The following is a 21,272-nucleotide window of genomic DNA, read 5'->3' as shown; positions in this document are numbered from 1 at the left end:
AGGCTACGGGCGGGGTCCGACAGGCCGGCCCGGCCCCGGAGGGCCTTTGTAGCGCTAGTGGCCCCTCAGGGGGCGCAGGGGCAGGTGCTCGGAGAGGTCGGCGCGGTTGCCGCTCGCGCTGACCGACCCGGCGGCCACCGCCTCGGCCCAGCTCAGCTCGCCGGTCGCCAGCCGCAGCCACGTGGCGGCGTCGGTCTCCACGACGTTCGGCGGCGTCCCCCGGGTGTGCCGCGGCCCCGGGACCAGTTGGACGGCGACGTGCGGCGGCACCCGCAGCTCCACCGAGCGCCCGGGCACCTGTTGGGCCAGCCAGCGGGTGCTCGTCTTCACCGCCGCGCCGAGCACCGACCGCGCCGGCTGCCCGGCCTCCCCCGCCAGCCACGGGCGCACCGCGTCGACGGCGGCCCGCAGCTCGTCGGCGGGGATCGGCTGCGCGGGCATCAGCTCGTCGGGACGGTCCCCGCCGGGACGCTGCCCACGGTCGCCTCGGGGGTACCGAACAGGGCCGGGAGGGTCGCCGTCCAGGCCGCGCGCAGCTCGTCCAGCGGCAGCGCGGCGATCCCCTCGACGGCGAGCGTGTCGCCGCCGGTGGTGCCGAGCTCGGTGACGGGGACGCCGGCCCACTCCGCCGTGGTCCGGACGGCCTCGGGGTCGGTCGTGGTGACCACGGCGCGGGCGCCGGACTCGCTGAACAGCGCGGTGAACGGGTCGTCCCCGAGCTGCAGCGTCGCGCCGGTGCCGTACCGGAGCGCCGACTCGGCCAGCGCCTGGGCGAGGCCGCCGTCGGCGAGGTCGTGCGCGGAGGTGACCAGGCGCTCGCGGCCCAGCGCGCCGAGCACCTCGCCGAGGGAGCGCTCGGCCTCGAGGTCGACGGCCGGCGGGCGGCCGCCGAGGTGGCCGTGGACGACCGACGCCCACGCCGAGCCGCCGAACTCCGGCCGGGTCTCGCCGAGCAGCAGCACGGTCTCGCCGGCGGCGCGCCAGCCGGTGGGCACGCGGGTGCGGACGTCGTCGTGCACGCCCAGCACGCCGATGACCGGCGTCGGGTTGATGGCGACGTCGCCGGTCTGGTTGTAGAGGCTCACGTTGCCGCCGGTGACCGGCAGGCCGAGGGTGCGGCAGGCGTCGGCGAGGCCGCGGACGGCCTCGGCGAACTGCCACATGACCTCGGGCTCCTCCGGGGAGCCGAAGTTCAGGCAGTTGGTGACCGCCAGCGGGCGGGCGCCGCTGACGGCGACGTTGCGGTAGGCCTCGGCCAGGTTGAGCTGCGCGCCGGCGTAGGGGTCGAGACGGGCGAAGCGGGCGTTGCCGTCGAGGGCCAGCGCGATCCCGCGGGAGCTCTCCTCGTCGATGCGGACCACGCCGGCGTCGTCGGGCTGGGCGAGCACGGTGTTGCCGCGCACGTAGCGGTCGTACTGCTCGGTGACCCAGGTCTTGTCGGCGCCGTCGGGGCTGGCGACGACGGCCAGCCAGTGCGCGGTCAGCTCCTCCGCCGTGGCCGGGCGGGGCAGCGCGGCGGCGTCGTCGGCGTGCAGGGCGTCGAGGTCGGCGGGGCGCCGCATCGGCCGCTCGTACACCGGGCCCTCGTGGGCGACGGTCCGCGGCGGGACGTCGACGATGCGCTCGCCGTGCCAGTCGACGGTGAGCCGGTCGCCGGCGGTGACCTCACCGATGACGGTGGCCAGCACGTCCCACTTCCGGCAGACGGCGAGGAAGGCGTCGACCTTGTCCGGCTCGACGATCGCGCACATCCGCTCCTGCGACTCGCTCATGAGGATCTCGGCGGGCGTCAGGGTGCTGTCGCGCAGCGGGACGCGGTCGAGGTCGACGTGCATGCCGCCGGTGCCGGCGCTCGCCAGCTCCGAGGTGGCGCAGGACAGCCCGGCGCCGCCGAGGTCCTGGATCCCGGTGACCAGGTCCTGGGCGAAGATCTCCAGGCAGGCCTCGATGAGCAGCTTCTCGGTGAACGGGTCGCCGACCTGGACGCTCGGCCGCTTGGCCGGGCCCTCGGCGTCGAAGGTCTCCGACGCCAGCACCGACACCCCGCCGATGCCGTCGCCGCCGGTGCGGGCGCCGAACAGGACGACCTTGTTGCCCACGCCCTCGGCCTTGGCCAGCCGCACGTCCTCGTGCTTCATGACACCGACGCACAGGGCGTTGACCAGCGGGTTGCCCGCGTAGCAGTCGTCGAAGAGCAGCTCGCCGCCGATGTTGGGCAGGCCCAGGCAGTTGCCGTAGCCACCCACGCCGGCGACGACGCCGGGCAGGACGCGCGCGGTGTCGGGGGCGTCGGCGCGGCCGAAGCGCAGCGAGTCCATGACGGCGACGGGGCGGGCGCCCATGGTGAGGATGTCGCGCACGATGCCGCCGACGCCGGTGGCCGCGCCCTGGTAGGGCTCGACGTAGCTCGGGTGGTTGTGCGACTCGACCTTGAAGGTGACCGCGTAGCCGTCGCCGACGTCGACGACGCCGGCGTTCTCCCCGATCCCGACGAGCAGGTGCTCGCTGGGCGGCAGGTCGCCGAACTGCCGCAGGTGCACCTTGGAGCTCTTGTAGGAGCAGTGCTCGCTCCACATGACCGAGTACATGGCCAGCTCGGCGGTGGTCGGCCGGCGGCCGAGGATGTCGCGGATGCGGGCGTACTCGTCCGCCTCGAGCCCGAGCTCGGCGAAGGGCTGCTCGACGTCGGGCGTGCCCTCCGCGAGCGGGACGGTGTCGAGCTGGTGCGACAGCGGGCCGGGCCCGGTGTCGAGGTCGGAGAGACCGGCGGTGGCCGACTCGGTCATGCGCTGACGACCGCCTTCAGGACGCTGGTGAAGAAGCCCAGGCCGTCGGTCGAGGGGCCGGTGAGGTCCTCGACAGCGTGCTCCGGGTGGGGCATGAGGCCGACGACGCGGCCGTCCTCGCTGGTGACGCCGGCGATGTCGCGCAGGCTGCCGTTGGGGTTGCCGCCGACGTAGCGCACCGCCACCCGGCCCTCGCCCTCGAGCCGCTCCAGCTCGGCCGGGGCGGCGACGTAGCGGCCCTCCCCGTTCTTGACCGGCACGACGATCGTCTGGCCCTCGCCGTAGCTGCTGGTCCAGGCGGTGTCGGCGCGCTCGATGCGCAGCTGCTGGTCGCGGTTGCGGAAGTGCAGGTGGCTGTTGCGGGTGAGCGCGCCCGGCAGCAGGCCGGCCTCGCACAGCACCTGGAAGCCGTTGCAGATGCCGAGGACCGGCATGCCCTTCCGCGCCCGGTCGACGACGTCCTGCATCAGGGGCGCGCGGGCGGCGATGGCACCGGCGCGCAGGTAGTCGCCGTAGGAGAAGCCACCGGGCAGGACGACGGCGTCGACGTCCCGGAGGTCGTGGTCGGCGTGCCACAGCGCGACCGGCTCGGCGCCGGCCAGGCGCACCGCGCGGGCGGCGTCGACGTCGTCCAGGGAGCCCGGGAAGGTGATGACACCGATGCGCACGGGGGTCCTTCTCAGTCGGTGGGGAGGTGCAGCTCGACGTCCTCGATGACCGGGTTGGCCAGCAGCGTCTCGGCGATCTGCTCGAGGTCGGCGCGGCTGAGGGAGCCCTCGACGTCGAGGACGAAGTGCTTGCCCTGGCGCACGCCGGTCACCTGGGTGTGGCCCAGCCGGCCGAGTGCGCCGAGCACCGCCTGCCCCTGGGGGTCGGAGATCTCCGGCTTGAGGACGACGTCGACGACCACCTGGGGCACGGCTCCCGAGCCTACCGGTCGCCCGGCGGCACCTTCCCGGCCCGGCGGGTCAGCCGGCGTTCGACTTGAGGAACGGCGCGGTCCGCCGAGGGAGGGGGGTGCGCCCGATCACCGCCGCCGCGGCTGCCGCCGTCCTGGTGGCCCTGACCGCGACCCCCGCTCTCGCCGAGACGACCGGCGGCCCGCCCGTGGCCGTCGACGACGCCGTGTCACTCCGCAACATCGCGACGTCCCAGTGGGTCCACCCGCTCGACAACGACAGCGACCCCGACGGCGACCGGCTGACCTACACCGCCGTCACGCCGGGGACCAAGGGCACGACGTTCGTCGACAGCCGATACCCGAGCTACCTGAACTATCGACCCCACCCAGGGGCCACCGCGGGCACCGACTCGTTCACGTACACGGTCACCGACGGGAACGGCAACACCGCGACCGGCACGGTGACGGTCACTCTCTGGGACGAACTCGCCCCGCCCTCCGGCCTCAGCATCCAGGAGGCCGGCCCAGGTGCCGTGACGCTCACGTGGCCCGCAGTCCCGGGCGCGACCAGCTACCGCGTACACGGCAACGGCGGCGCAGTGACCACGGCGGGACCCTCGTTCACCGCCACCGGGCTCTCGGACGCGACCTTCTACGCGTGGTACGTCGGCGCCGTCAACGGTGGCGGTTTCGAGAGCTCCTGGTCGCCTCAGGGCGTCTACCGCGGATCGCGCTTGGCCACGCCGTGGGACGTGAGGGTGGACGGCACCGCCGATCCCACCGCCCTGTCGCTGAGCTGGGACGGCGAGAGCGACGGCCCGTGGAACGTCTACCGCGACGGCCTGCTGCTGACCACCGTCACCGACAAGGAGTACCTGGACACCGGCCTGGTGACGGATCGCGCGTACAGCTACCAGGTACAGAACGGCGGCCTGTCGACCTCCACGACGGTGTACCCGCCCAGCCTGCTCTCCGGCCCCGTCACCGGAACTCCGCGGCTGCTGAGTTCCATCGGGCTGCTCCACGTGGACCTCGGGGGCAGCGGAGGCCCCCTCGGGCCGGTCACGGTGCCGGAACGCGCGATCCCCGGCGGGCGGCAGCAGGACCACAGCCACGGCGTCATCGTGCAGCGGGACGGTGAGGACCCGTTCTCCGTGCGGGACGCGTCGGCCACGGAGTACGCCTCCGCGGGAGGCGCCGCGGGCGATCTCGGCTTCCCGTTGATGGAGAGCGAGTGCGGGCTGCGGGACTTCGGCTGCTTCCAGCTGTTCGAGGGCGGCAGCATCTGGTCCTCCTCCTACACCTCCACCCGCGTCGTCCGGCAGGTCATCGAGGACGGCTGGGCCGCGACCGGCTACGAGGAGGGCCCGCTCGGGTACCCGACCGTCCCCCAGGTGGTCATCCGGGGCGGCGTCATGCAGCGCTTCGAGGACGGCGGCGTCTACTGGAGCCCGGCCACGGGGTCGCACGGCGTGAGCGGGCCGATCTGGGACACCTGGTCCGCGACCGGCTGGGAGTTCGGCGCGCTGGGCTACCCGGTCACCGACGAGGTGTGCGGCCTGCGCGACGGCGGCTGCTTCCAGCACTTCCAGCGGGGGTCGATCTACTCCACCCCCGGCACGGGCACGCACGCGGTCCTCGGCGGCATCCGGGACTCCTGGGCGCGGGCCGGCTGGGAGCACAGCCCGCTGGGCTACCCGGTCACCGGGCAGGTCTGCGGCCTGCGCGACGGCGGCTGCTTCCAGCACTTCCAGGGCGGCTCGGTCTACTCCACCCCGGCCACGGGCGCCCAGCACGTGCTCGGTGGCTTCCGGGACGCGTGGGCGAGGGCGGGCTGGGAGCACAGCCCGCTCGGCTACCCCGTGACCGGGCAGGTCTGCGGCCTCCGGGACGGCGGCTGCTTCCAGCACTTCCAGCGCGGCTCGATCTACTCCACCCCCGCCACCGGCCCCCAGCTGCTGCTCGGCGGCATCCGCGACGCCTGGGCGCGGGCCGGGTGGGAGCACAGCCCGCTGGGCTACCCCGTCTCCGGGCAGGTCTGCGGCCTGCGGGACGGCGGGTGCTTCCAGCACTTCCAGCGGGGGTCGATCTACTCCACCCCCGCCACCGGCCCCCAGCTCGTGCTCGGTGGCTTCCGGGACGCGTGGGCGAGGGCGGGCTGGGAGCACAGCCCGCTCGGCTACCCCGTCTCCGGGCAGGTCTGCGGCCTGCGCGACGGCGGGTGCTTCCAGCACTTCCAGCGCGGCTCGATCTACGCCACGCCCCGGACCGGCGCCCAGCCGGTGGTCGGCGCCGTCCGGGACGCGTGGGCCCGCGCCGGGTGGGAGCACAGCCGGCTCGGCTACCCGCTGGCCGCCGAGACGGCCTCGGGGTCCATCCGCCAGCAGCGGTTCCAGGGCGGCACGATCACGGTCGACCTCGCGACCGGGCGCACCCGCATCGGTTGAGCGACGCGGCCGCCGGTCAGCCTGGGTCCGCAGCGGGCTCAGGCGAACCGGCGGCCGGTCAGCTGCTCGTAGGCGGCGACGTAGCGCTCGCGGGTGGCGGCCACGACGTCGTCGGGCAGCTCCGGAGGCGGGGAGACGCGGTCCCACCCCGACGACGTGAGCCAGTCGCGGACGTACTGCTTGTCGAACGAGGGCTGGGGCGCGCCCGGCGCCCACGACGACGCCGGCCAGAACCGCGACGAATCGGGCGTGAGCACCTCGTCGCCGAGCACCAGGCCGCCGTCGGCCCCGAGCCCGAACTCGAACTTGGTGTCGGCCAGCACGATCCCCGCCGCCGCGGCGATCTCGGCGCCCCGGCGGTAGAGCGCCAGGGTCAGCTCGCGCAGCTCGGCGGCCCGGCCGGCGCCCACCAGCGCCTCCACGCGGGCGAAGTCGATCGCCTCGTCGTGCTCGCCCACCTCGGCCTTGGTCGACGGCGTGAACACCGGCTCCGGCAGCCGCGAGCCCTCGACCAGCCCGGGCGGCAGGGCGACGTCGACGATCGCGCCGGTGCGCTCGTACTCCTTCGTCCCCGAGCCGGACAGGTGGCCGCGGGCCACGCACTCCACGGGGAGCATGTCCAGCCGCCGCACGAGCATCGCCCGCCCGGCCACCGACGCCGGCACGTCGTCGGCCGACACCAGGTGGTGCGACGCCCCGAACGAGGTCAGCACCGGCGCCAGCTGCTCGAACCACCACACCGACAGCGCGGTGAGCACCCGCCCCTTGTCGGGGATCGGCGTCGGCAGCACGGAGTCGTAGGCCGAGATCCGGTCCGACGCCACGAGCAGCAGCCGGCCGTCCCCGGCGTCGTAGACCTCGCGCACCTTGCCGCGCGCGACGAGGGGCAGGTCGACCGTCACGACAGCGCGGCCAGCCGGTCGAACAGCGGGCCGAGGTTGCGCACGTAGCCCTCGGGGCGGCAGATCTCGTCCAGCCGCGCCTCGTCGAGGGTCACGCCCGAGGCCTCCGCGCGGGACCGGAGGGTGGACCGGAACGGCGTCCCGGAGTTCCACGTCTCCATCGCCGCGCCCTGCACCAGCGCGTAGGCGTCCTCGCGGGACAGCCCGGTCTCCACGAGCTCGAGCAGCACCGCGGAGGTGTAGATGAGCCCGCCGGTGAGGTCGAGGTTGGCGCGCATCCGGTCGACGTCGACGACCAGGTCCTCCACCAGGCGGGCGGTGAGGTCCAGCAGGTAGTCGGTGGTGATCGCCGCGTCGGGGAGGAACACGCGCTCGGTGGAGGAGTGCGAGATGTCCCGCTCGTGCCACAGCGGGATGCCCTCCATCACCGGGACGACGGCGGCGCGCACCACCCGCGCCAGCCCGGCGATGCGCTCCGAGCGGATCGGGTTCTTCTTGTGCGGCATCGCGCTCGAGCCCTTCTGGCCGGAGCCGAAGGCCTCCGAGAGCTCGCGCACCTCGGTGCGCTGGCCGTGCCGGACCTCGAGCGCGACCGCCTCGCAGACGGTCGCGATGACCGCCAGCGCCGACACCCACTCGCTGATCGAGTCGCGGAGGACGACCTGCGTGGAGGCGTCGGCCGGCCGCAGGTCCAGCGCCTGCGCGACGGCGACCTCCACCGACGGGTCGATGAGGGAGTACGTGCCGACGGCGCCGGAGATGGCGACGACGCCGACGCGCTCGCGGGCCGCGCGCAGCCGGTCGCGGGAGCGGGCCGCGGCGAAGGCGAGGTCGGCGACCCGGTGCCCCCACACGACCGGCTCGGCGTGCACGCCGTGCGTGCGCCCGACCTTGAGCGTCTCCCGGTGCGCCAGGCCGTGGTCACGCAGCGCGGCCACGAGCCGGTCGGCCTTGGCGAGCAGCACGTCGGTGGCCTCGGTGAGCTGCACGGCGAGCGCGGTGTCGAGCAGGTCCGACGACGTCATGCCGTGGTGCACGTACGCGGCGGCCGAGCGCGGCTCGGTGTTGTCGGCCCACGCGGTGAGGAAGGCGATGACGTCGTGCTGCGTCGTCTCCTCGATCTCCGCGACGCGGGCGGCGGTCGGCGGCGGGGCGTTGCGCACCGGCTCCACGACGTCGGCCGGCACCCGCCCCGCGGCGGCGTGCGCCTCGAGGACGAGGGTCTCCACCCGGCACCAGAGCTCGTACTTGTGCTCGTCGCTCCAGACCCGGCCCATGTCGGGGAGCGTGTAGCGGTCGATCACGCGGGTACCGCCCGCACCCGGTCAGCTCGTCGAGTCACGGGGCCATCCTCCCGCAGGGCTAGCGTGATCGAACACGCCCCCACGGACCCGGGAGGACCGGCGATGCTGCGACAGGCCAACCAGCTGGTCGCCCGGGCACGGGAGCGCATCCGAGCCGCCGGGGAGCGCGACCCGCACGGCTGGCCGGAGCGCGACGACGACCGGGCCATCCTCGTGCGCGACGACGACCCGTACGACGCCGAGACGGAGTCCTCCACCTCCTCCCCGGCGGCCGACGGCGAGCCCCCGCTGGGCAGCCCGGAGACCGGCGCACCCGACCTCGACGGACCCCTCGCCCCCGGCGGCATCAGCGGCCCGCCCGACGGCGGCCGGCCGCACCGCGCCGCCGAGCGCGGCCGGCGGCTGCTCGGGCCGGGCCGGGAGACGCCGCACGGCGACGCCGCGGTGCCCAGCGGACTCCGCACGGCGGCCGCCTGGTCGTGGCGGCTGATCGCCGTCCTGGCCGGCGCCTACGTGCTGCTCTACGCCGCGGCGTACGTGGCGGTGGTCATCGTGCCGGTGATGGTGGCGCTGCTGCTCGCGGCGCTGCTGCAGCCGGGCGCCGCCGGGCTCGTCAAGCGCGGGTGGCCGCGCTCGCTGGCCGCCCTGGCGATGCTGCTGGTCGGGCTGGCCGTGGTCGCCGGGATCATCACGCTGGTCGTCGAGCGGTTCAGCGCCGGCTTCTCCGACCTCGCCGACCAGGTGAGCCAGGGCCTCGACCAGATCCGCGACTTCGTCGTGGAGACCTTCCCGGTCACCCAGCGGCAGATCGACGACGCCGTCACCACCGCGCAGGACGCGATCGTGTCCAACCAGGAGACGCTGGCCACCGGCGCGCTGACCACCGCGGCGACGGTCGGCGAGGTGTTCACCGGCATCGTCCTGGCGCTGTTCACGCTGTTCTTCTTCCTCAAGGACGGCCGGTCCATCTGGCTGTGGCTGGTCGGGCTGTTCCCCCGTGACTCGCGCGCCTACCTCGACGAGGCCGCCCGCCGGTCCTGGCGCACGCTGATCGCCTACGTGCGCGCGACCGTCGCGGTCGCCCTGGTCGACGCCGTCGGCATCGGCATCGGGCTGGCGATCCTCGGCGTGCCGCTGGTGATCCCGCTGGCCGCGCTGGTGTTCCTCGGCGCCTTCATCCCGATCATCGGGTCGTTCCTCGCCGGGTCGATCGCGGTGCTGGTGGCACTGGTCGCCGTCGGCCCGATCAAGGCGCTGATCGCGCTGGCGATCGTCGTGCTGGTCATGCAGCTCGAGGGGCACGTGTTGCAGCCGCTGCTGCTCGGCAAGGCGGTCCACGTGCACCCGCTGGCGGTGGTCCTGGCGATCGCGGCCGGCCTGCTCGTCGCCGGGATCTTCGGCGCGCTGATCGCGGTACCCGTGGTGGCCTGCGCGAACGTGGCGGGCACCTACCTCGCCCGGAGGCACGACGGCCCGCGCCCGCCCGAGCCCCGGCCCGAGCGGGCGAAGCCGGCGGTCGGCGTCCGCGGCTAGGGCGCGTCCCCGACCGGCGCGTAGGCCTCCGGGTGCGCGGCGAGGTGGGCACGGAACGCCTGCTCGATCGTCGCGTCCCACTCGGGCAGCGCGGCGTCGTAGCGCCGGCCGGCCTCGACCTCGAGCCGCTCGGCCGCGTCGAGGTCGTCCTCCCGCAGCACGGCGGCCTGCCGGGCGACGTCCTCCACCGCGTCGGCGGCCACCTCCAGCCCGAGCAGCCGGAAGCCGGCGACGGCGGCGGCCCGTTGCCCCGGCTCGAGGCCCTCGACCGCGTGCAGCAGGCCGCCGTTCATCGCCATCCCGTGGCACAGCAGCACCGCGGCCAGGGCGGCGTCACCGGGGAGGGGAGCCGGTGTGTCCGGGTCGCACGCGCGGTCCCAGACGAGGTCGGCGGGATCAGTCAACGGTGATGCGCCCCTCGACGGCGGCAAGGGCGATGTCGCTGCGCCAGTGCGCGCCGGCCAGCCGGACCGCGGCCACCCGCTCGTAGGCCGCCTGGCGCGCGGCGGCGAGGTCGGCGCCGGTCGCGGTCACCGCGAGCACCCGACCGCCGGCCGAGCGCACCGTCCCCTCGGCGTCCACGGTGGTGCCGGCGTGCAGCACGCCCTCACCGTCGGCGCCGGTGACCGGGTCACCGGTGCGCGGCGCCTCGGGGTAGCCGGCCGCCGCGACGACCACGGTGACGGCCGCCCCGTCGCGCCAGCGCAGCGGCGGGTGCTCGGCGAGGGTGCCGGTGGCGGCGGCGTGCAGCAGCCCGGCCAGCGGCGTCTCCAGCAGCGGCAGCACCACCTGGGTCTCGGGGTCGCCGAAGCGGGCGTTGAACTCGACCACCCGCACGCCGCGCGAGGTGAGCGCCAGGCCGGCGTAGAGCAGCCCGCTGAACGGCTCGCCGCGGCGGCGCATCTCGTCGACGGTCGGCTGCAGGACGGTGGCGAGCACCTCCTCCACCAGCTCGGCCGGCGCCCACGGCAGCGGCGCGTAGGCGCCCATCCCGCCGGTGTTGGGGCCGGCGTCGCCGTCGTCGCGGCGCTTGTGGTCCTGGGCGGGCACGAGCGGCAGCACCGTCGTGCCGTCGGTGACGGCGAACAGCGACACCTCCGGGCCGTCGAGGTACTCCTCGACCAGCACCGCTCCCCCGGCGTCGAGCACCCGGTGCCCGTGCGCTACGGCGGCGGCCCGGTCGGTCGTGACGACGACGCCCTTGCCGGCGGCGAGCCCGTCGTCCTTCACCACGTACGGCGCGCCGGCCTCGTCCAGGACCGTCTCCAGCTCCGCCGCCCCGCCGACCGGCCACGAGCGGGCGGTGGGCACGCCGGCGGCGGCCATCACGTGCTTGGCGAAGGACTTGCTGCCCTCGATCTGCGCGGCCTGCTCGGACGGGCCGAAGCAGGCGATGCCGGCGTCGCGCACCGCGTCGGCGGCGCCGGCGACCAGCGGCACCTCCGGGCCGACGACGACCAGGTCGGCGCCCCAGCCGGTGGCCAGCGCCGCGACCGCCACCGGGTCGGCGACGTCGACCGGCGCGGCCTCCGCGATCGCCCGCGTGCCGGCGTTGCCCGGCGCGCAGGCCAGCGCGGTCACCGCGGGGTCGGACGACAGAGCGACGCACAGGGCGTGCTCCCGGGCTCCGGAGCCGATCACGAGCACGCGCACGGACGGCGACCCTACCGACGCCTCACCGCACCCGGTTCGGCTGCGCCCGCATCGCCCGGTGCAGCGCCTTCACGCGCTGGTGCTCGGCCGCCCGGGCGCGCGCGTCGGCCCGCAGCGCCTGCCGGTGCGCCTCGGCCTGCAGCTTGCGCCAGCCGAGCAGCCGGGCCGGGTCGAGCCGGCCGTCGTCGATGGCGGCGGCGACGGCGCAGCCGGGCTCGGTGCGGTGCGCGCAGTCGCGGAACCGGCAGTGCGCGGCGAACCCCGCGACGTCGGCGTACGCGGTGTCGACGCCCTCGTCGTCGTAGAGGCCGAGCTCGCGCATGCCGGGGGTGTCCACGAGCAGGCCGCCGCCGGGCAGCAGGTGCAGCTCGCGGGAGGTCGTGGTGTGCCGGCCGCGCCCGTCGGCCTCGCGGACCTCCCGGGTGGGTGCCACCTCGTGCCCGGCCAGCGCGTTGGCCAGCGAGGACTTCCCCACGCCCGAGGGCCCCACCATGGCGCCGGTCACGCCGGGGCCGAGCAGCGCCCGGACGGCGTCGAGCCCCTCGCCGGTGTGCGCGCTGACGGCCAGCACGTCGGCGCCCACGGCGTCCTCGGCGACGGCCGCGACCGCCGCCGCGACGTCGTCGCACAGGTCGGCCTTGGTGAGCACGACGACCGGGGTCGCGCCGCTGCCCCACGCGACGGCGAGGTAGCGCTCGACGCGGCGGGCGCGGGTGGGCCCGGCGAGGGCGTCGACGACGAGGACCAGGTCGAGGTTGGCCGCCACCACCTGGGCCGCCGACGTCCGGCCGGCGACGGTGCGGGTGAACGCCGAGCGCCGCGGGAGCAGGGCCACGGCGAGCTCGCCGCGCAGCGCCACCCAGTCGCCGACTGCCGGGCTGTCGACGCCGTCGGGGTCGTACAGCGCGGCGGCCGGGTGCACCCGTCGCTCGCCGTCGGCGGTGAGGACCGTGAGCCGGCCGCGGTCGACCCGCGCCACCCGTCCGGGTGACGTCCCCTCCGGGAGCTGCTCGAGGCGCTCGGGCGACCAGCCGATGTCTGAGAGATGCATCACCCGCCGGATGGTGGACCGCAGGTCAGCGTGCCGTCCTCCCATTTCTCAGCGACGCGCCAGCCGGCGTTCGCCATCCCGACACCTCGGTCGGGTGTTCTAGATGGCATGCACGCGACCGAGTCGCTCGCGACTCACGCACGGGTCCGCACCTCGGGCCCCTTCGTCGTCGGTCACCGCGGTGCCTGTGCGTACCGCCCGGAGCACACCATCGCCAGCTACGAGCTGGCCATCGACATGGGCGCGGACCTCATCGAGCCCGACATCGTCGTCACCCGGGACGGCGCGCTCGTCGCACGGCACGAGAACGAGCTCTCCCGCACCACCGACGTCGCCTCCCGGCCCGAGTTCGCCGACCGGCGCACCACCCGCCGCGTGGGTCGCAAGAAGCGCACCGGCTGGTTCGCCGAGGACTTCACGCTCGAGGAGCTGCGCACCCTGCGCGCCGTCGAGCGCAAGCCGGGGCTGCGCCCGCTCAACACCGCCTACGACGGGCAGTTCGGCATCCTCACCCTCGAGGAGGTCGTCGACCTGGCCCGCCGCCGGTCCACCCCGCAGCGGCAGGTCCGCGTGCTGGCCGAGCTGAAGAAGCCCAGCTGGTCGGCCGAGCGCGGCCAGCCGATGACCGAGCTGGTCGCCGCGGAGCTGCGCCGCCTGGACGCCACCTCCCCCGACGGGCCGGTGGTGCTGCAGTCCTTCGACGCCGCGGCGCTGCGCCGGCTGCGCGCCGACCTCGGCGACGACGGCCCGCAGATGTTCCAGCTCGTCGACATCGCCTCCTCCGACGACCACCTGCTCACCAACGCCGGACTGCGCGCGGTGTCCACCTACGCCCAGGGCATCGCGCCCTGCGTCGACCGGATCCTGCTGCGCGACGCCGACGACACCATGACCGGCGTCTCCGACCTCGTCGCCCGCGCGCACGCCGCCGGGCTGCTGGTCGTGCCGTGGACGCTGGCCGCGGAGAACACCTACCTGCCGCGCCACCTGCGCAGCAGTGACGACCCGGCCGCCGCCGGTGACGCCCGCGGCGCCGCCCGGCTGCTGCTCGCGCTCGGCGTCGACGGGATCATCACGGACAACCCCGACGTCGTCGTCGCCGCCCGCGCCGAGATGGCGACGGCCCAGCCGGTCCGCCAGGCGGCCGCGTGACACTCTGCGGTCCTACCGGACCGCACGCCTCACGTGAGTCGCCCTGCGAGGCGCCGTGAGGAGTGGGGGCCGGAGGCCTCCGCGACCGAGCGGCGGGAAGGGCTCCACGCCACAGGGGACGGCACCTGGCCGCGGTGTCGGCCGGTAGGCCGACGACGTGATCAGTCGAGGAGGTCGTGGACGACGACGTTCTCGTCGCGGCCCGGGCCGACGCCGATCACGCTGATCCGCGCGCCCGAGAGCTCCTCGAGCCGGCGCACGTAGGCCTGCGCGTTGGCCGGCAGCTCGTCGAAGGACCGGCAGCCCCGGATGTCCTCGAACCAGCCCGGCATCTCCTCGTACACCGGCTTCGCGTGGTGGAAGCCGGTCTGCGTCATCGGCATCTCGTCGTGCCGCACGCCGTCGACGTCGTAGGCGACGCAGATCGGCACCGTCTCCAGGCCCGAGAGCACGTCGAGCTTGGTGAGGAAGTAGTCGGTGATCCCGTTGACCCGGCTGGCGTAGCGGGCGACGACGGCGTCGAACCAGCCGCAGCGGCGGTCACGGCCGGTGGTCACGCCGACCTCGCCGCCCTGCTTGCGCAGGTACTCGCCGTTGGCGTCGAACAGCTCGGTCGGGAACGGGCCCGAGCCCACGCGGGTCGTGTAGGCCTTGAGGATGCCGACCACCCGGGAGATGCGGGTGGGGCCGATGCCGCTGCCGGTGGCCGCGCCGCCCGCGGTCGGGTTCGACGACGTGACGAACGGATAGGTGCCGTGGTCGACGTCGAGCAGCGTGCCCTGCGAGCCCTCCAGCAGCACCCACTCGCCCGCGTCGAGCGCGTTCGCGAGCACCAGCCGGGTGTCGGCGATCCGGTCGCGGAGCTGCTCGGCGTAGCCGGCGTACTCCTCGACGACCTCGTCGACGTCGATGGCCTTGCGGTTGTAGACCTTGACCAGCACCTGGTTCTTCTCCACCAGGGTGCCCTCGAGCTTCTGCCGCAGGATCGACAGGTCGAGCAGGTCCGCCACCCGGATGCCGGTGCGGGCCACCTTGTCGCCGTAGGCGGGGCCGATGCCGCGGCCGGTGGTGCCGATCTTGCGCTTGCCGAGGAACCGCTCGGTGACCCGGTCCAGCGCCCGGTGGTGCGGCATGATCAGGTGCGCGTCCGCCGAGATGACCAGCTTCGAGGTGTCGACGCCGCGCTCCTCGAGCCCGGCGAGCTCGCCGATGAGCACCTGCGGGTCCACGACGACGCCGTTGCCGATCACCGGTGTGCAGCCCGGCGTGAGGATCCCCGACGGGATCAGGTGCAGGGCGTACCGCTCGCCGTCGGGCGTGATCACGGTGTGCCCGGCGTTGTTGCCGCCCTGGTAGCGGACCACGTACGGGACCCGGCCGCCGAGGAGGTCGGTGGCCTTGCCCTTGCCCTCGTCGCCCCACTGGGCACCGATCAGCACGACTGCCGGCATCGGGTGACGCACCCCTTCGTCGTCGACACCGGCAGCGACCGGTCTGTCAGGTGGCAGGGTATCGGCATGTCCCTCGTCGAGTTCGACCTGCGCGGTCTCGGGCCCGGGGAGGCACCCGAGCGCGCCGCCGTCGCCGCGGCCGCCGACGCCGGTGCGCTGCTCGTGCGCGGCCCGGTGGCGGCGCTGTCGGCGGTGCTGGCCGCGCTCGTCCGCGCCGGGCGGACCGCCGAGGTCCCGGTGTCGTGGGAGCCCGCCGACGACGCCTCCTCGCGCGGGCTGGCCCGCGACCTGGGCATCGGGACCGGCGCCGAGCGCGAGCTGTCCCTGGTGCGCGACGACCACGGCGGCGTGCTGCTGCAGCACGGGCGCTACGAGGCCGCCGAGAAGGGCCGGCTGCCGCTGGCCGCGCGCCTGGGCGTGCAGGCCCACCACGACGACCAGCGGGTGGCCGACGGGACCGTCGCCCGGATCGAGGTCCGCCCGGACTGGACCGCCGTCGACACCCTCCGCGTCGTCGTCTCCCCGCAACTCATGCGGCCGCCGCGGCGCAGCACCGGCCGGGCGCTGCAGCTGGCCAGCGACCCGGCGCAGGTCACCCGCGACGGCGTCGTCTTCCCCCGGCCGGTCACCCGCTGGACCTGGTACGCCGACGACCGGGTGCGCTGGCGGCTGCGGCCCTGAGACGGCCCTGAGGCAGCCCTGGGGCGGCCCCGGCGCGACCCCGGGCTGCGGGGACGCGGGAGGGGGCGCGGTCGTGGACACTGGGGAGGCCCCAGCCCCGAGGAGGCCCCGCTGCGCCCGTGTCCGGTGACCCGGTGACCGTCGACCGCCTGCCCTTCGCGCGGGTGTCCCCGCCGCGCCGCCGGGTCCTCGACCGGGTGCTCGCCCGCCCGAGCCTGGCCGCCGTGGTGGGCCTCGCCGTCGTCGTCCTGGTGTTCGGGCTGCGGGTGCCGGAGCTGCTCACCCCGGAGGGCCTGGCCGGCGTCCTGGACCAGGCGGCGCTGCTCGGCATCGGCGGGGTGGCCGTGGGGCTGCTGCTGGTGGGCGGCCACTTCGACCTGTCCATCGGCACGGTGGCCGTGGCCAGCTCGGTCCTCACCGGCGTCCTCGTCGGGCAGCAGGGGTGGGGCGTCTGGCCGGCGCTGCTGCTGTCCCTCGCCTGCGCGCTGGCGGTCGGGACGGTCAACGGCTGGCTGGTCGTGCGCACCGGGCTGCCGAGCTTCCTGGTCACCCTCGCCACCGCGCTGGTGCTGCAGGGGACGACGCTGTCGACGCTGCCGCTGGTCGCCGGGGCGCCGCGGATCAGCGGGCTGGACGTCGCGCCCGGCTGGTCGTCGGCGTCGGCGCTGTTCGGGTCGACGGCGGAGGTCGGCGGCGGCGTCTTCCCGGTCTCGCTGCTGTGGTGGCTGGCGGCCACCGCCGGCGCGGGGTGGCTGCTGTGGCGCACGCGCTTCGGCAACGAGGTGCTGGCGATGGGCGGGTCGCGCCGGGCGGCCGCGGAGCTCGGCGTCCCGGTGCCGCGGACGACGTTCGTGCTGTACGCGCTCACCGCGACCGCGGGCTGGCTGCTCGGCACGCTCGCCCTGGTCCCCGCCGCGAGCGTCGCCGCCACCCCCTCGCTGACCACCGCGATCGACCTCGTCGTCGTCGCCGTCCTCGGCGGGTGCCTGCTGACCGGCGGGTACGGCTCGATGGCCGGCGCCGCGGTCGGCGCGCTGCTCTACGCCGTCGCGCGCAGCGGGTTCGAGCTGTCGGGCTGGGACCCGCGGTGGTCGCAGGTGCTGCTCGGCGTGCTGCTGCTGGTGGCGCTCGCCTTCGGCACGGTGGTGCGAGGGCGGCTGCGCGCCGCGCCGCGCTCGTGAGCACCGCCGCCGGCAGCACCGCCGGCCGGTCCGACGGCGCCCCGCCGGTCCTGGAGCTGCGCGGGGTGACCGTGCGCCACGGCGGCGTGCCCGCCCTCGACCGGGTGGGCATGGCGCTCGAGGGCGGGCGGATCACCTGCCTGCTGGGCGAGAACGGCTCGGGGAAGTCGACGCTCGTGGCGCTGCTGTCGGGGCTGCAGCGGCCCGACGAGGGCGAGCTGCTCCTCGACGGCCGGCCGGTGCGGCTGCGCAGCCCTCGCTCAGCGCGGGCGGCGGGCATCGCGACCGTCTGGCAGGACCTCGCCGTCGCGCCGCTGCTGTCGGTGTGGCGCAACCTGTGCCTGGGCGCCGAGCCCACCCGCGGGGCGTGGCCGCTGCGGCGGCTCGACGTCGACGCCGCCCGCGAGACCGCCGTGCGCGCGCTCGCCGGGATCGGCGTCACCGGCGTCGACCCCGACCAGCCGGTCAGCACGCTGCAGGCCGGCGCCCGGCAGAGCCTGGCCATCGCCCGGGCCGTGCACTACGGCGCCCGCGCGCTGGTCCTCGACGAGCCGACCGAGCCGATGACGATCGCCCAGCACACCCTCGTCGGGCAGGCGGTGCTCGGTGCCCGGGCGCGCGGCCTCGCCGTCGTCCTGGTCACGCACAACCCGCGCTACGCCCACCTCGTGGGCGACCGGTTCCTGCTGCTGGCGCGCGGCCAGGTGGCCGGTGACCTCACCCGCGCCGACGTCGACTCCGACGACCTCACCCGGCTCATGGCCGGCGGCGAGGAGCTCACCGCGCTGACCACCCGCCTGCGGGAGCTGCACCCCGAGCTCGGCGACCGCTGAGCGGCCGCCGGGCCCGGGGGCCCGGGTCAGCCGGCGTCCGGGCCGGCCTTGGCCAGGTGCAGCCAGGTGTCGACGACGGTGTCCGGGTTGAGGGACATCGACTCGATGCCCTGCTCGAGCAGCCACAGCGCGAGGTCGGGGTGGTCGCTGGGGCCCTGGCCGCAGATGCCGACGTACTTGCCGCGCGCCCGGCACGCCTGGATGGCCATCTCCAGCACCCGCAGCACCGCCGGGTCGCGCTCGTCGAAGCGGTCGGCGACCAGCGCGGAATCGCGGTCGAGGCCGAGGACGAGCTGGGTCATGTCGTTGGACCCGATGGAGAACCCGTCGACGTGGTCGAGGAAGGCGTCGGCGAGCAGTGCGTTGGAGGGCAGCTCGCACATCATCACGACCGACAGGTCGTTCTCCCCGCGGCGCAGGCCGTGCGAGGCCAGCAGCTCCACGACGCCCTCGATCTCGGCGACCGTGCGGACGAACGGGATCATCACCTTCACGTTCGTCAGGCCCATCTCGTCGCGCACGTGGCGCAGGGCCTCGCACTCCATCGCGAAGCACTCGGCGAAGTCCTCCGACAGGTACCGGGAGGCGCCCCGGTACCCGATCATCGGGTTCTCCTCCTCGGGCTCGTAGCGCTCGCCGCCGAGCAGGTTGGCGTACTCGTTGGACTTGAAGTCGCTCATCCGCACGATCACCGGCTCGGGGGCGAAGGCCGCGGCGATCATGGCCACGCCCTCGGCGACCCGCTGGACGAAGAAGTCCCGCGGCGAGGGGTAGGCCGCGATCCGCTCGGCGACCTCCTCGCGCAGCCGGCCGGGGAGCTCGTCGAACTCCAGCAGCGCCTTCGGGTGGATGCCGATCTGCCGGTTGATGACGAACTCCAGCCGGGCCAGCCCGACGCCGGCGTTGGGCAGCCGGGAGAAGGCGAACGCCTGCTCCGGCGTGCCGACGTTCATCATGATCTTGGTGGGGACCGGGGGCATGGCGTCGAGGCGGGTCTCCTCCACCTCGTAGTCGACGGCGCCCTCGTAGACGTGGCCGGTGTCCCCCTCGGCGCAGGAGACGGTGACCTCCTGGCCGTCGGCGAGCGAGCGGGTGGCCGACCCGGTGCCGACGACGGCGGGGATGCCGAGCTCGCGGGCGATGATCGCCGCGTGGCAGGTGCGCCCGCCGCGGTTGGTCACGATCGCCGACGCGCGCTTCATGATCGGCTCCCAGTCGGGGTCGGTCATGTCCGCGACCAGGACGTCGCCGGGGCGGAAGTCGCCCATCTCCTCGATGTCGCGCAGCACCCGGACCGCGCCCGCGCCGATCTTCTGCCCGATCGCCCGGCCCTCGACCAGCACGGTGCCCGAGCCGGTCAGCCGGAAGCGCTCGGTGCCGCTGCCCGTGCGCGACTGGACGGTCTCCGGGCGCGCCTGCAGCACGTACAGGCCGCCGTCGACGCCGTCCTTGCCCCACTCGACGTCCATCGGGCGCCCGTAGTGCTCCTCGATGACCAGCGCGTAGCGGGCCAGCTCGGTGACCTCGTCGTCGGTCAGGGACAGCACCCGGCGGTCGGCGGGGTCGACGTCGACGAACTCGGTGGTGCGGCCGACCTCGGTGGAGTCGGTGTAGACCATCTTGGTGGCCTTGTCGCCCACCCCCCGCTTGAGGATCGCGGGGCGCCCGGCGCGCAGGGCGGGCTTGTAGACGTAGAACTCGTCGGGGTTGACCGCGCCCTGCACGACGCCCTCGCCCAGGCCGTAGGCGGCGGTGACGAAGACGGCGTCGGGGAAGCCGGACTCGGTGTCGACGGTGAACAGCACCCCGGAGGCCCCGACGTCGGAGCGCACCATCCGCTGCACGCCGGCCGACAGCGCGACGGTGTCGTGCTCGAAGCCGTGGTGCACGCGGTAGGCGATCGCCCGGTCGTTGTAGAGGGAGGCGTAGACCTCGCGGACGGCCTGCAGCACCGCGTCGATGCCGCGGACGTTGAGGAAGGTCTCCTGCTGGCCGGCGAACGAGGCGTCGGGCAGGTCCTCGGCGGTGGCGCTGGAGCGGACGGCGAACGACAGCGCGTCGTCGTCGCCCACGAGCTGCTCGTAGGCGGTGCGGATGTCGGCCTCGAGCTGCTCGGGGAAGGGCTGGCCGACGACCCAGCCGCGGATCTCCCGGCCCGCGGCGGCCAGTTCGCGGACGTCGTCGGTGTCCAGGTCGCGCAGCCGCTCGGAGATGCGCTCCGCGAGGCCGGTGTCGCCCAGGAAGTGCCGGTAGGCGGTGGCAGTGGTGGCGAAGCCGTCGGGCACGCGCACGCCGGCGTCGGCGAGGTGGGAGATCATCTCGCCGAGCGAGGCGTTCTTGCCGCCGACCTCCTCGAGGTCGCCCATCCCCAGGTCGGCGAACCAGCGGACGTTCTCGGTGCCGGCGTTCGTGCTCGCGGGGCGTTCGGTGCTCACGCGGTCCCTCCCGGGGTTCTGCCCCGCCCGGCGGACCGGCGGTCGCCACCGCGGCGCCGTCCCCGGGCGAGGGTCTGGATGACGACGGCGGCGATCTCCTCGACCGAGGCCGCGGAGGTGTCCACCGTGGGCAGGCGGTGCGCGTCGTACATGGCCGCGGCCTTGCGCAGCTCGGCACGGCACTGCGCCTCGGAGGCGTAGCGGGAGTCCGGGCGGCGCTCCTGGCGGACGCGGGACAGCCGGGTGACCGTGGTGGTCAGCCCGAAGCAGCGGTCGGCCAGCGCGCGCACCGGGCGCGGCAGGTCGGTGGTCTCGAGGTCCTCGTCGACCAGCGGGTAGTTGGCGACGAACAGGCCGTGCTGCAGCGCGAGGTACATGGCCGTCGGCGTCTTGCCGCAGCGCGAGGGGGCCAGCAGGACGACGTCGGCCCGCTCCAGCGCCCGCGAGCTCTGCCCGTCGTCGTGCTCGATGGCGAACTCGACGGCGGCCATCCGGTCGTTGTAGCGGCGGACGTCGCCGACGCCGTGGAGCCGGCGGGCCTCGCGCAGGCCGCGGGCGCCGAGCACCTGCTCGACCCGGTCCATGTGCATGCCGAAGAAGTCGATGACCGGGACGCGGCAGCGCAGCAGCTCCTGGCGCACCTCGTCGACGGCGGCGGTCGTGAACACCAGCGGCGTCACCGGGCCGTCGGCGAGCTCGTCGATCTGCGCGACCACCTCGCGGGCCTGCTCGACGGTGGAGATGAACGGCACGAGCGTGCGGTCGAAGTGCAGCTCGGGGAACTGGATGAGCAGCGCGTTGCCCATCGTCTCGGCGCTGATGCCGGTGCTGTCGGACAGGAAGAAGACCGGTACGGCGGGGACCTCGTCACCCGGGCTCGCTGCGTCGCGGTCCATGCCGCGGGATCGTGCCACGGCCGGGCTGCGCGTGCGGAGCGGCTCCCGCGCGCGGTCCGGGCGGAC

At 75.0% G+C, this 21,272-nt stretch carries 18 protein-coding genes; 6 read left to right on the top strand and 12 right to left on the bottom strand.

Features of this window, described 5'->3' with window-relative positions:
* Positions 1 to 54: 54 nt before the first annotated feature.
* From BUE37_RS14900 to purS, 4 genes are read right to left on the bottom strand one after another with little or no spacing between them, the layout of a single operon-like run.
* Complete coding sequence (locus BUE37_RS14900; RefSeq protein ID WP_073421078.1) at positions 55 to 441, bottom strand: sterol carrier family protein; 387 nt, start codon at positions 439 to 441, stop codon at positions 55 to 57.
* Positions 441 to 2,786 (bottom strand): phosphoribosylformylglycinamidine synthase subunit PurL, encoded by a 2,346-nt coding sequence (gene purL / locus BUE37_RS14895; protein WP_217651278.1) that lies wholly within the window; start codon positions 2,784 to 2,786, stop codon positions 441 to 443. The genes BUE37_RS14900 and purL overlap by 1 nt, the downstream gene beginning before the upstream one ends.
* Positions 2,783 to 3,454 carry a phosphoribosylformylglycinamidine synthase subunit PurQ gene (purQ, locus tag BUE37_RS14890; RefSeq protein ID WP_073421077.1) on the bottom strand — a complete coding sequence of 224 codons (672 nt, stop codon included), beginning with the start codon at positions 3,452 to 3,454 and terminating at the stop codon, positions 2,783 to 2,785. The genes purL and purQ overlap by 4 nt, the downstream gene beginning before the upstream one ends.
* Positions 3,455 to 3,465: 11 nt before the next feature.
* Positions 3,466 to 3,705: a phosphoribosylformylglycinamidine synthase subunit PurS gene (gene purS, locus BUE37_RS14885; RefSeq protein WP_073421075.1), complete on the bottom strand. Its 240-nt coding sequence runs from the start codon at positions 3,703 to 3,705 to the stop codon at positions 3,466 to 3,468.
* Between the two features lie 98 nt (positions 3,706 to 3,803).
* On the opposite strand from purS, the gene BUE37_RS14880 reads away from it, so the two are divergent.
* Positions 3,804 to 6,134 (top strand): Ig-like domain-containing protein, encoded by a 2,331-nt coding sequence (locus tag BUE37_RS14880; RefSeq protein WP_073421072.1) that lies wholly within the window; start codon positions 3,804 to 3,806, stop codon positions 6,132 to 6,134.
* A 38-nt stretch (positions 6,135 to 6,172) separates the two neighbouring features.
* On the opposite strand, the gene BUE37_RS14875 is transcribed toward BUE37_RS14880, so the two are convergent.
* Positions 6,173 to 7,036 (bottom strand): phosphoribosylaminoimidazolesuccinocarboxamide synthase, encoded by an 864-nt coding sequence (locus BUE37_RS14875; RefSeq protein WP_073421070.1) that lies wholly within the window; start codon positions 7,034 to 7,036, stop codon positions 6,173 to 6,175.
* Positions 7,033 to 8,340, bottom strand: coding sequence for an adenylosuccinate lyase (gene purB / locus BUE37_RS14870; RefSeq protein ID WP_073421069.1), 1,308 nt, complete (start codon positions 8,338 to 8,340; stop codon positions 7,033 to 7,035). Before purB ends, BUE37_RS14875 begins: the two co-directional genes overlap by 4 nt.
* Before the next feature lie 102 nt (positions 8,341 to 8,442).
* Here purB and BUE37_RS14865 point away from each other — a divergent pair, with 102 nt between their 5' ends.
* A complete protein-coding gene (locus BUE37_RS14865; RefSeq protein WP_073421067.1) occupies positions 8,443 to 9,873 on the top strand; it encodes an AI-2E family transporter in 1,431 nt (476 codons plus the stop codon).
* On the opposite strand, the gene BUE37_RS14860 is transcribed toward BUE37_RS14865, so the two are convergent.
* The 3 genes from BUE37_RS14860 to rsgA are packed head-to-tail and all read right to left on the bottom strand — an operon-like array spanning position 9,870 to position 12,577.
* Complete coding sequence (locus tag BUE37_RS14860) at positions 9,870 to 10,277, bottom strand: hypothetical protein (protein ID WP_139252999.1); 408 nt, start codon at positions 10,275 to 10,277, stop codon at positions 9,870 to 9,872. The two genes, BUE37_RS14865 and BUE37_RS14860, sit on opposite strands and share 4 nt — an antisense overlap.
* Complete coding sequence (gene purD / locus BUE37_RS14855; RefSeq protein ID WP_073421063.1) at positions 10,270 to 11,526, bottom strand: phosphoribosylamine--glycine ligase; 1,257 nt, start codon at positions 11,524 to 11,526, stop codon at positions 10,270 to 10,272. Before purD ends, BUE37_RS14860 begins: the two co-directional genes overlap by 8 nt.
* Positions 11,527 to 11,548: 22 nt before the next feature.
* On the bottom strand, positions 11,549 to 12,577 hold the full coding sequence (gene rsgA / locus BUE37_RS14850; protein ID WP_073421897.1) for a ribosome small subunit-dependent GTPase A: 1,029 nt from the start codon (positions 12,575 to 12,577) through the stop codon (positions 11,549 to 11,551).
* 108 nt (positions 12,578 to 12,685) lie between these two features.
* Here rsgA and BUE37_RS14845 point away from each other — a divergent pair, with 108 nt between their 5' ends.
* Entirely contained in the window at positions 12,686 to 13,729 is a 1,044-nt protein-coding gene (locus BUE37_RS14845; protein WP_073421061.1) for a glycerophosphodiester phosphodiesterase family protein, read from the top strand.
* A gap of 161 nt (positions 13,730 to 13,890) precedes the next feature.
* On the opposite strand, the gene BUE37_RS14840 is transcribed toward BUE37_RS14845, so the two are convergent.
* A complete protein-coding gene (locus BUE37_RS14840) occupies positions 13,891 to 15,180 on the bottom strand; it encodes an adenylosuccinate synthase (RefSeq protein ID WP_073421059.1) in 1,290 nt (429 codons plus the stop codon).
* 66 nt (positions 15,181 to 15,246) lie between these two features.
* Between BUE37_RS14840 and BUE37_RS14835 the strand changes: the two genes are divergently transcribed.
* The 3 genes from BUE37_RS14835 (at position 15,247) to BUE37_RS14825 (ending at position 17,875) form a co-directional block, all read left to right on the top strand.
* On the top strand, positions 15,247 to 15,861 hold the full coding sequence (locus tag BUE37_RS14835) for a hypothetical protein (protein WP_073421896.1): 615 nt from the start codon (positions 15,247 to 15,249) through the stop codon (positions 15,859 to 15,861).
* Positions 15,862 to 15,995: 134 nt separating this feature from the next.
* Entirely contained in the window at positions 15,996 to 17,042 is a 1,047-nt protein-coding gene (locus BUE37_RS14830; RefSeq protein ID WP_245794622.1) for an ABC transporter permease, read from the top strand.
* Positions 17,039 to 17,875, top strand: a complete 837-nt coding sequence (locus BUE37_RS14825) for an ATP-binding cassette domain-containing protein (protein WP_073421057.1) — start codon at positions 17,039 to 17,041, stop codon at positions 17,873 to 17,875. The genes BUE37_RS14830 and BUE37_RS14825 overlap by 4 nt, the downstream gene beginning before the upstream one ends.
* 26 nt (positions 17,876 to 17,901) lie before the next feature.
* Here the strand turns inward: BUE37_RS14825 and ppsA are convergent, their stop codons facing one another.
* Together ppsA and BUE37_RS14815 are read right to left on the bottom strand one after the other, a co-directional pair.
* A complete protein-coding gene (gene ppsA / locus BUE37_RS14820) occupies positions 17,902 to 20,310 on the bottom strand; it encodes a phosphoenolpyruvate synthase (protein WP_073421055.1) in 2,409 nt (802 codons plus the stop codon).
* A complete protein-coding gene (locus tag BUE37_RS14815; protein ID WP_073421053.1) occupies positions 20,307 to 21,206 on the bottom strand; it encodes a pyruvate, water dikinase regulatory protein in 900 nt (299 codons plus the stop codon). The genes ppsA and BUE37_RS14815 overlap by 4 nt, the downstream gene beginning before the upstream one ends.
* Between the last annotated feature and the right edge of the window lie 66 nt (positions 21,207 to 21,272).

The organism is Geodermatophilus nigrescens (assembly GCF_900129495.1).
Taxonomy (GTDB): Bacteria; Actinomycetota; Actinomycetes; order Mycobacteriales; family Geodermatophilaceae; genus Geodermatophilus; species Geodermatophilus nigrescens.
This window is presented reverse-complemented; position numbering and strand designations above follow the sequence as displayed.

Excerpts from the sequence above, each read along its gene's own strand:
- BUE37_RS14900 (WP_073421078.1), bottom strand. The coding sequence starts at position 441 with ATGCCCGCGCAGCCGATCCCCGCCGACGAGCTGCGGGCCGCCGTCGAC.
- purL (WP_217651278.1), bottom strand. The coding sequence starts at position 2,786 with ATGACCGAGTCGGCCACCGCCGGTCTCTCCGACCTCGACACCGGGCCC.
- BUE37_RS14865 (WP_073421067.1), top strand. The coding sequence starts at position 8,443 with ATGCTGCGACAGGCCAACCAGCTGGTCGCCCGGGCACGGGAGCGCATC.
- rsgA (WP_073421897.1), bottom strand. The coding sequence starts at position 12,577 with ATGCATCTCTCAGACATCGGCTGGTCGCCCGAGCGCCTCGAGCAGCTC.
- BUE37_RS14845 (WP_073421061.1), top strand. The coding sequence starts at position 12,686 with ATGCACGCGACCGAGTCGCTCGCGACTCACGCACGGGTCCGCACCTCG.
- BUE37_RS14840 (WP_073421059.1), bottom strand. The coding sequence starts at position 15,180 with ATGCCGGCAGTCGTGCTGATCGGTGCCCAGTGGGGCGACGAGGGCAAG.
- BUE37_RS14835 (WP_073421896.1), top strand. The coding sequence starts at position 15,247 with ATGTCCCTCGTCGAGTTCGACCTGCGCGGTCTCGGGCCCGGGGAGGCA.
- BUE37_RS14815 (WP_073421053.1), bottom strand. The coding sequence starts at position 21,206 with ATGGACCGCGACGCAGCGAGCCCGGGTGACGAGGTCCCCGCCGTACCG.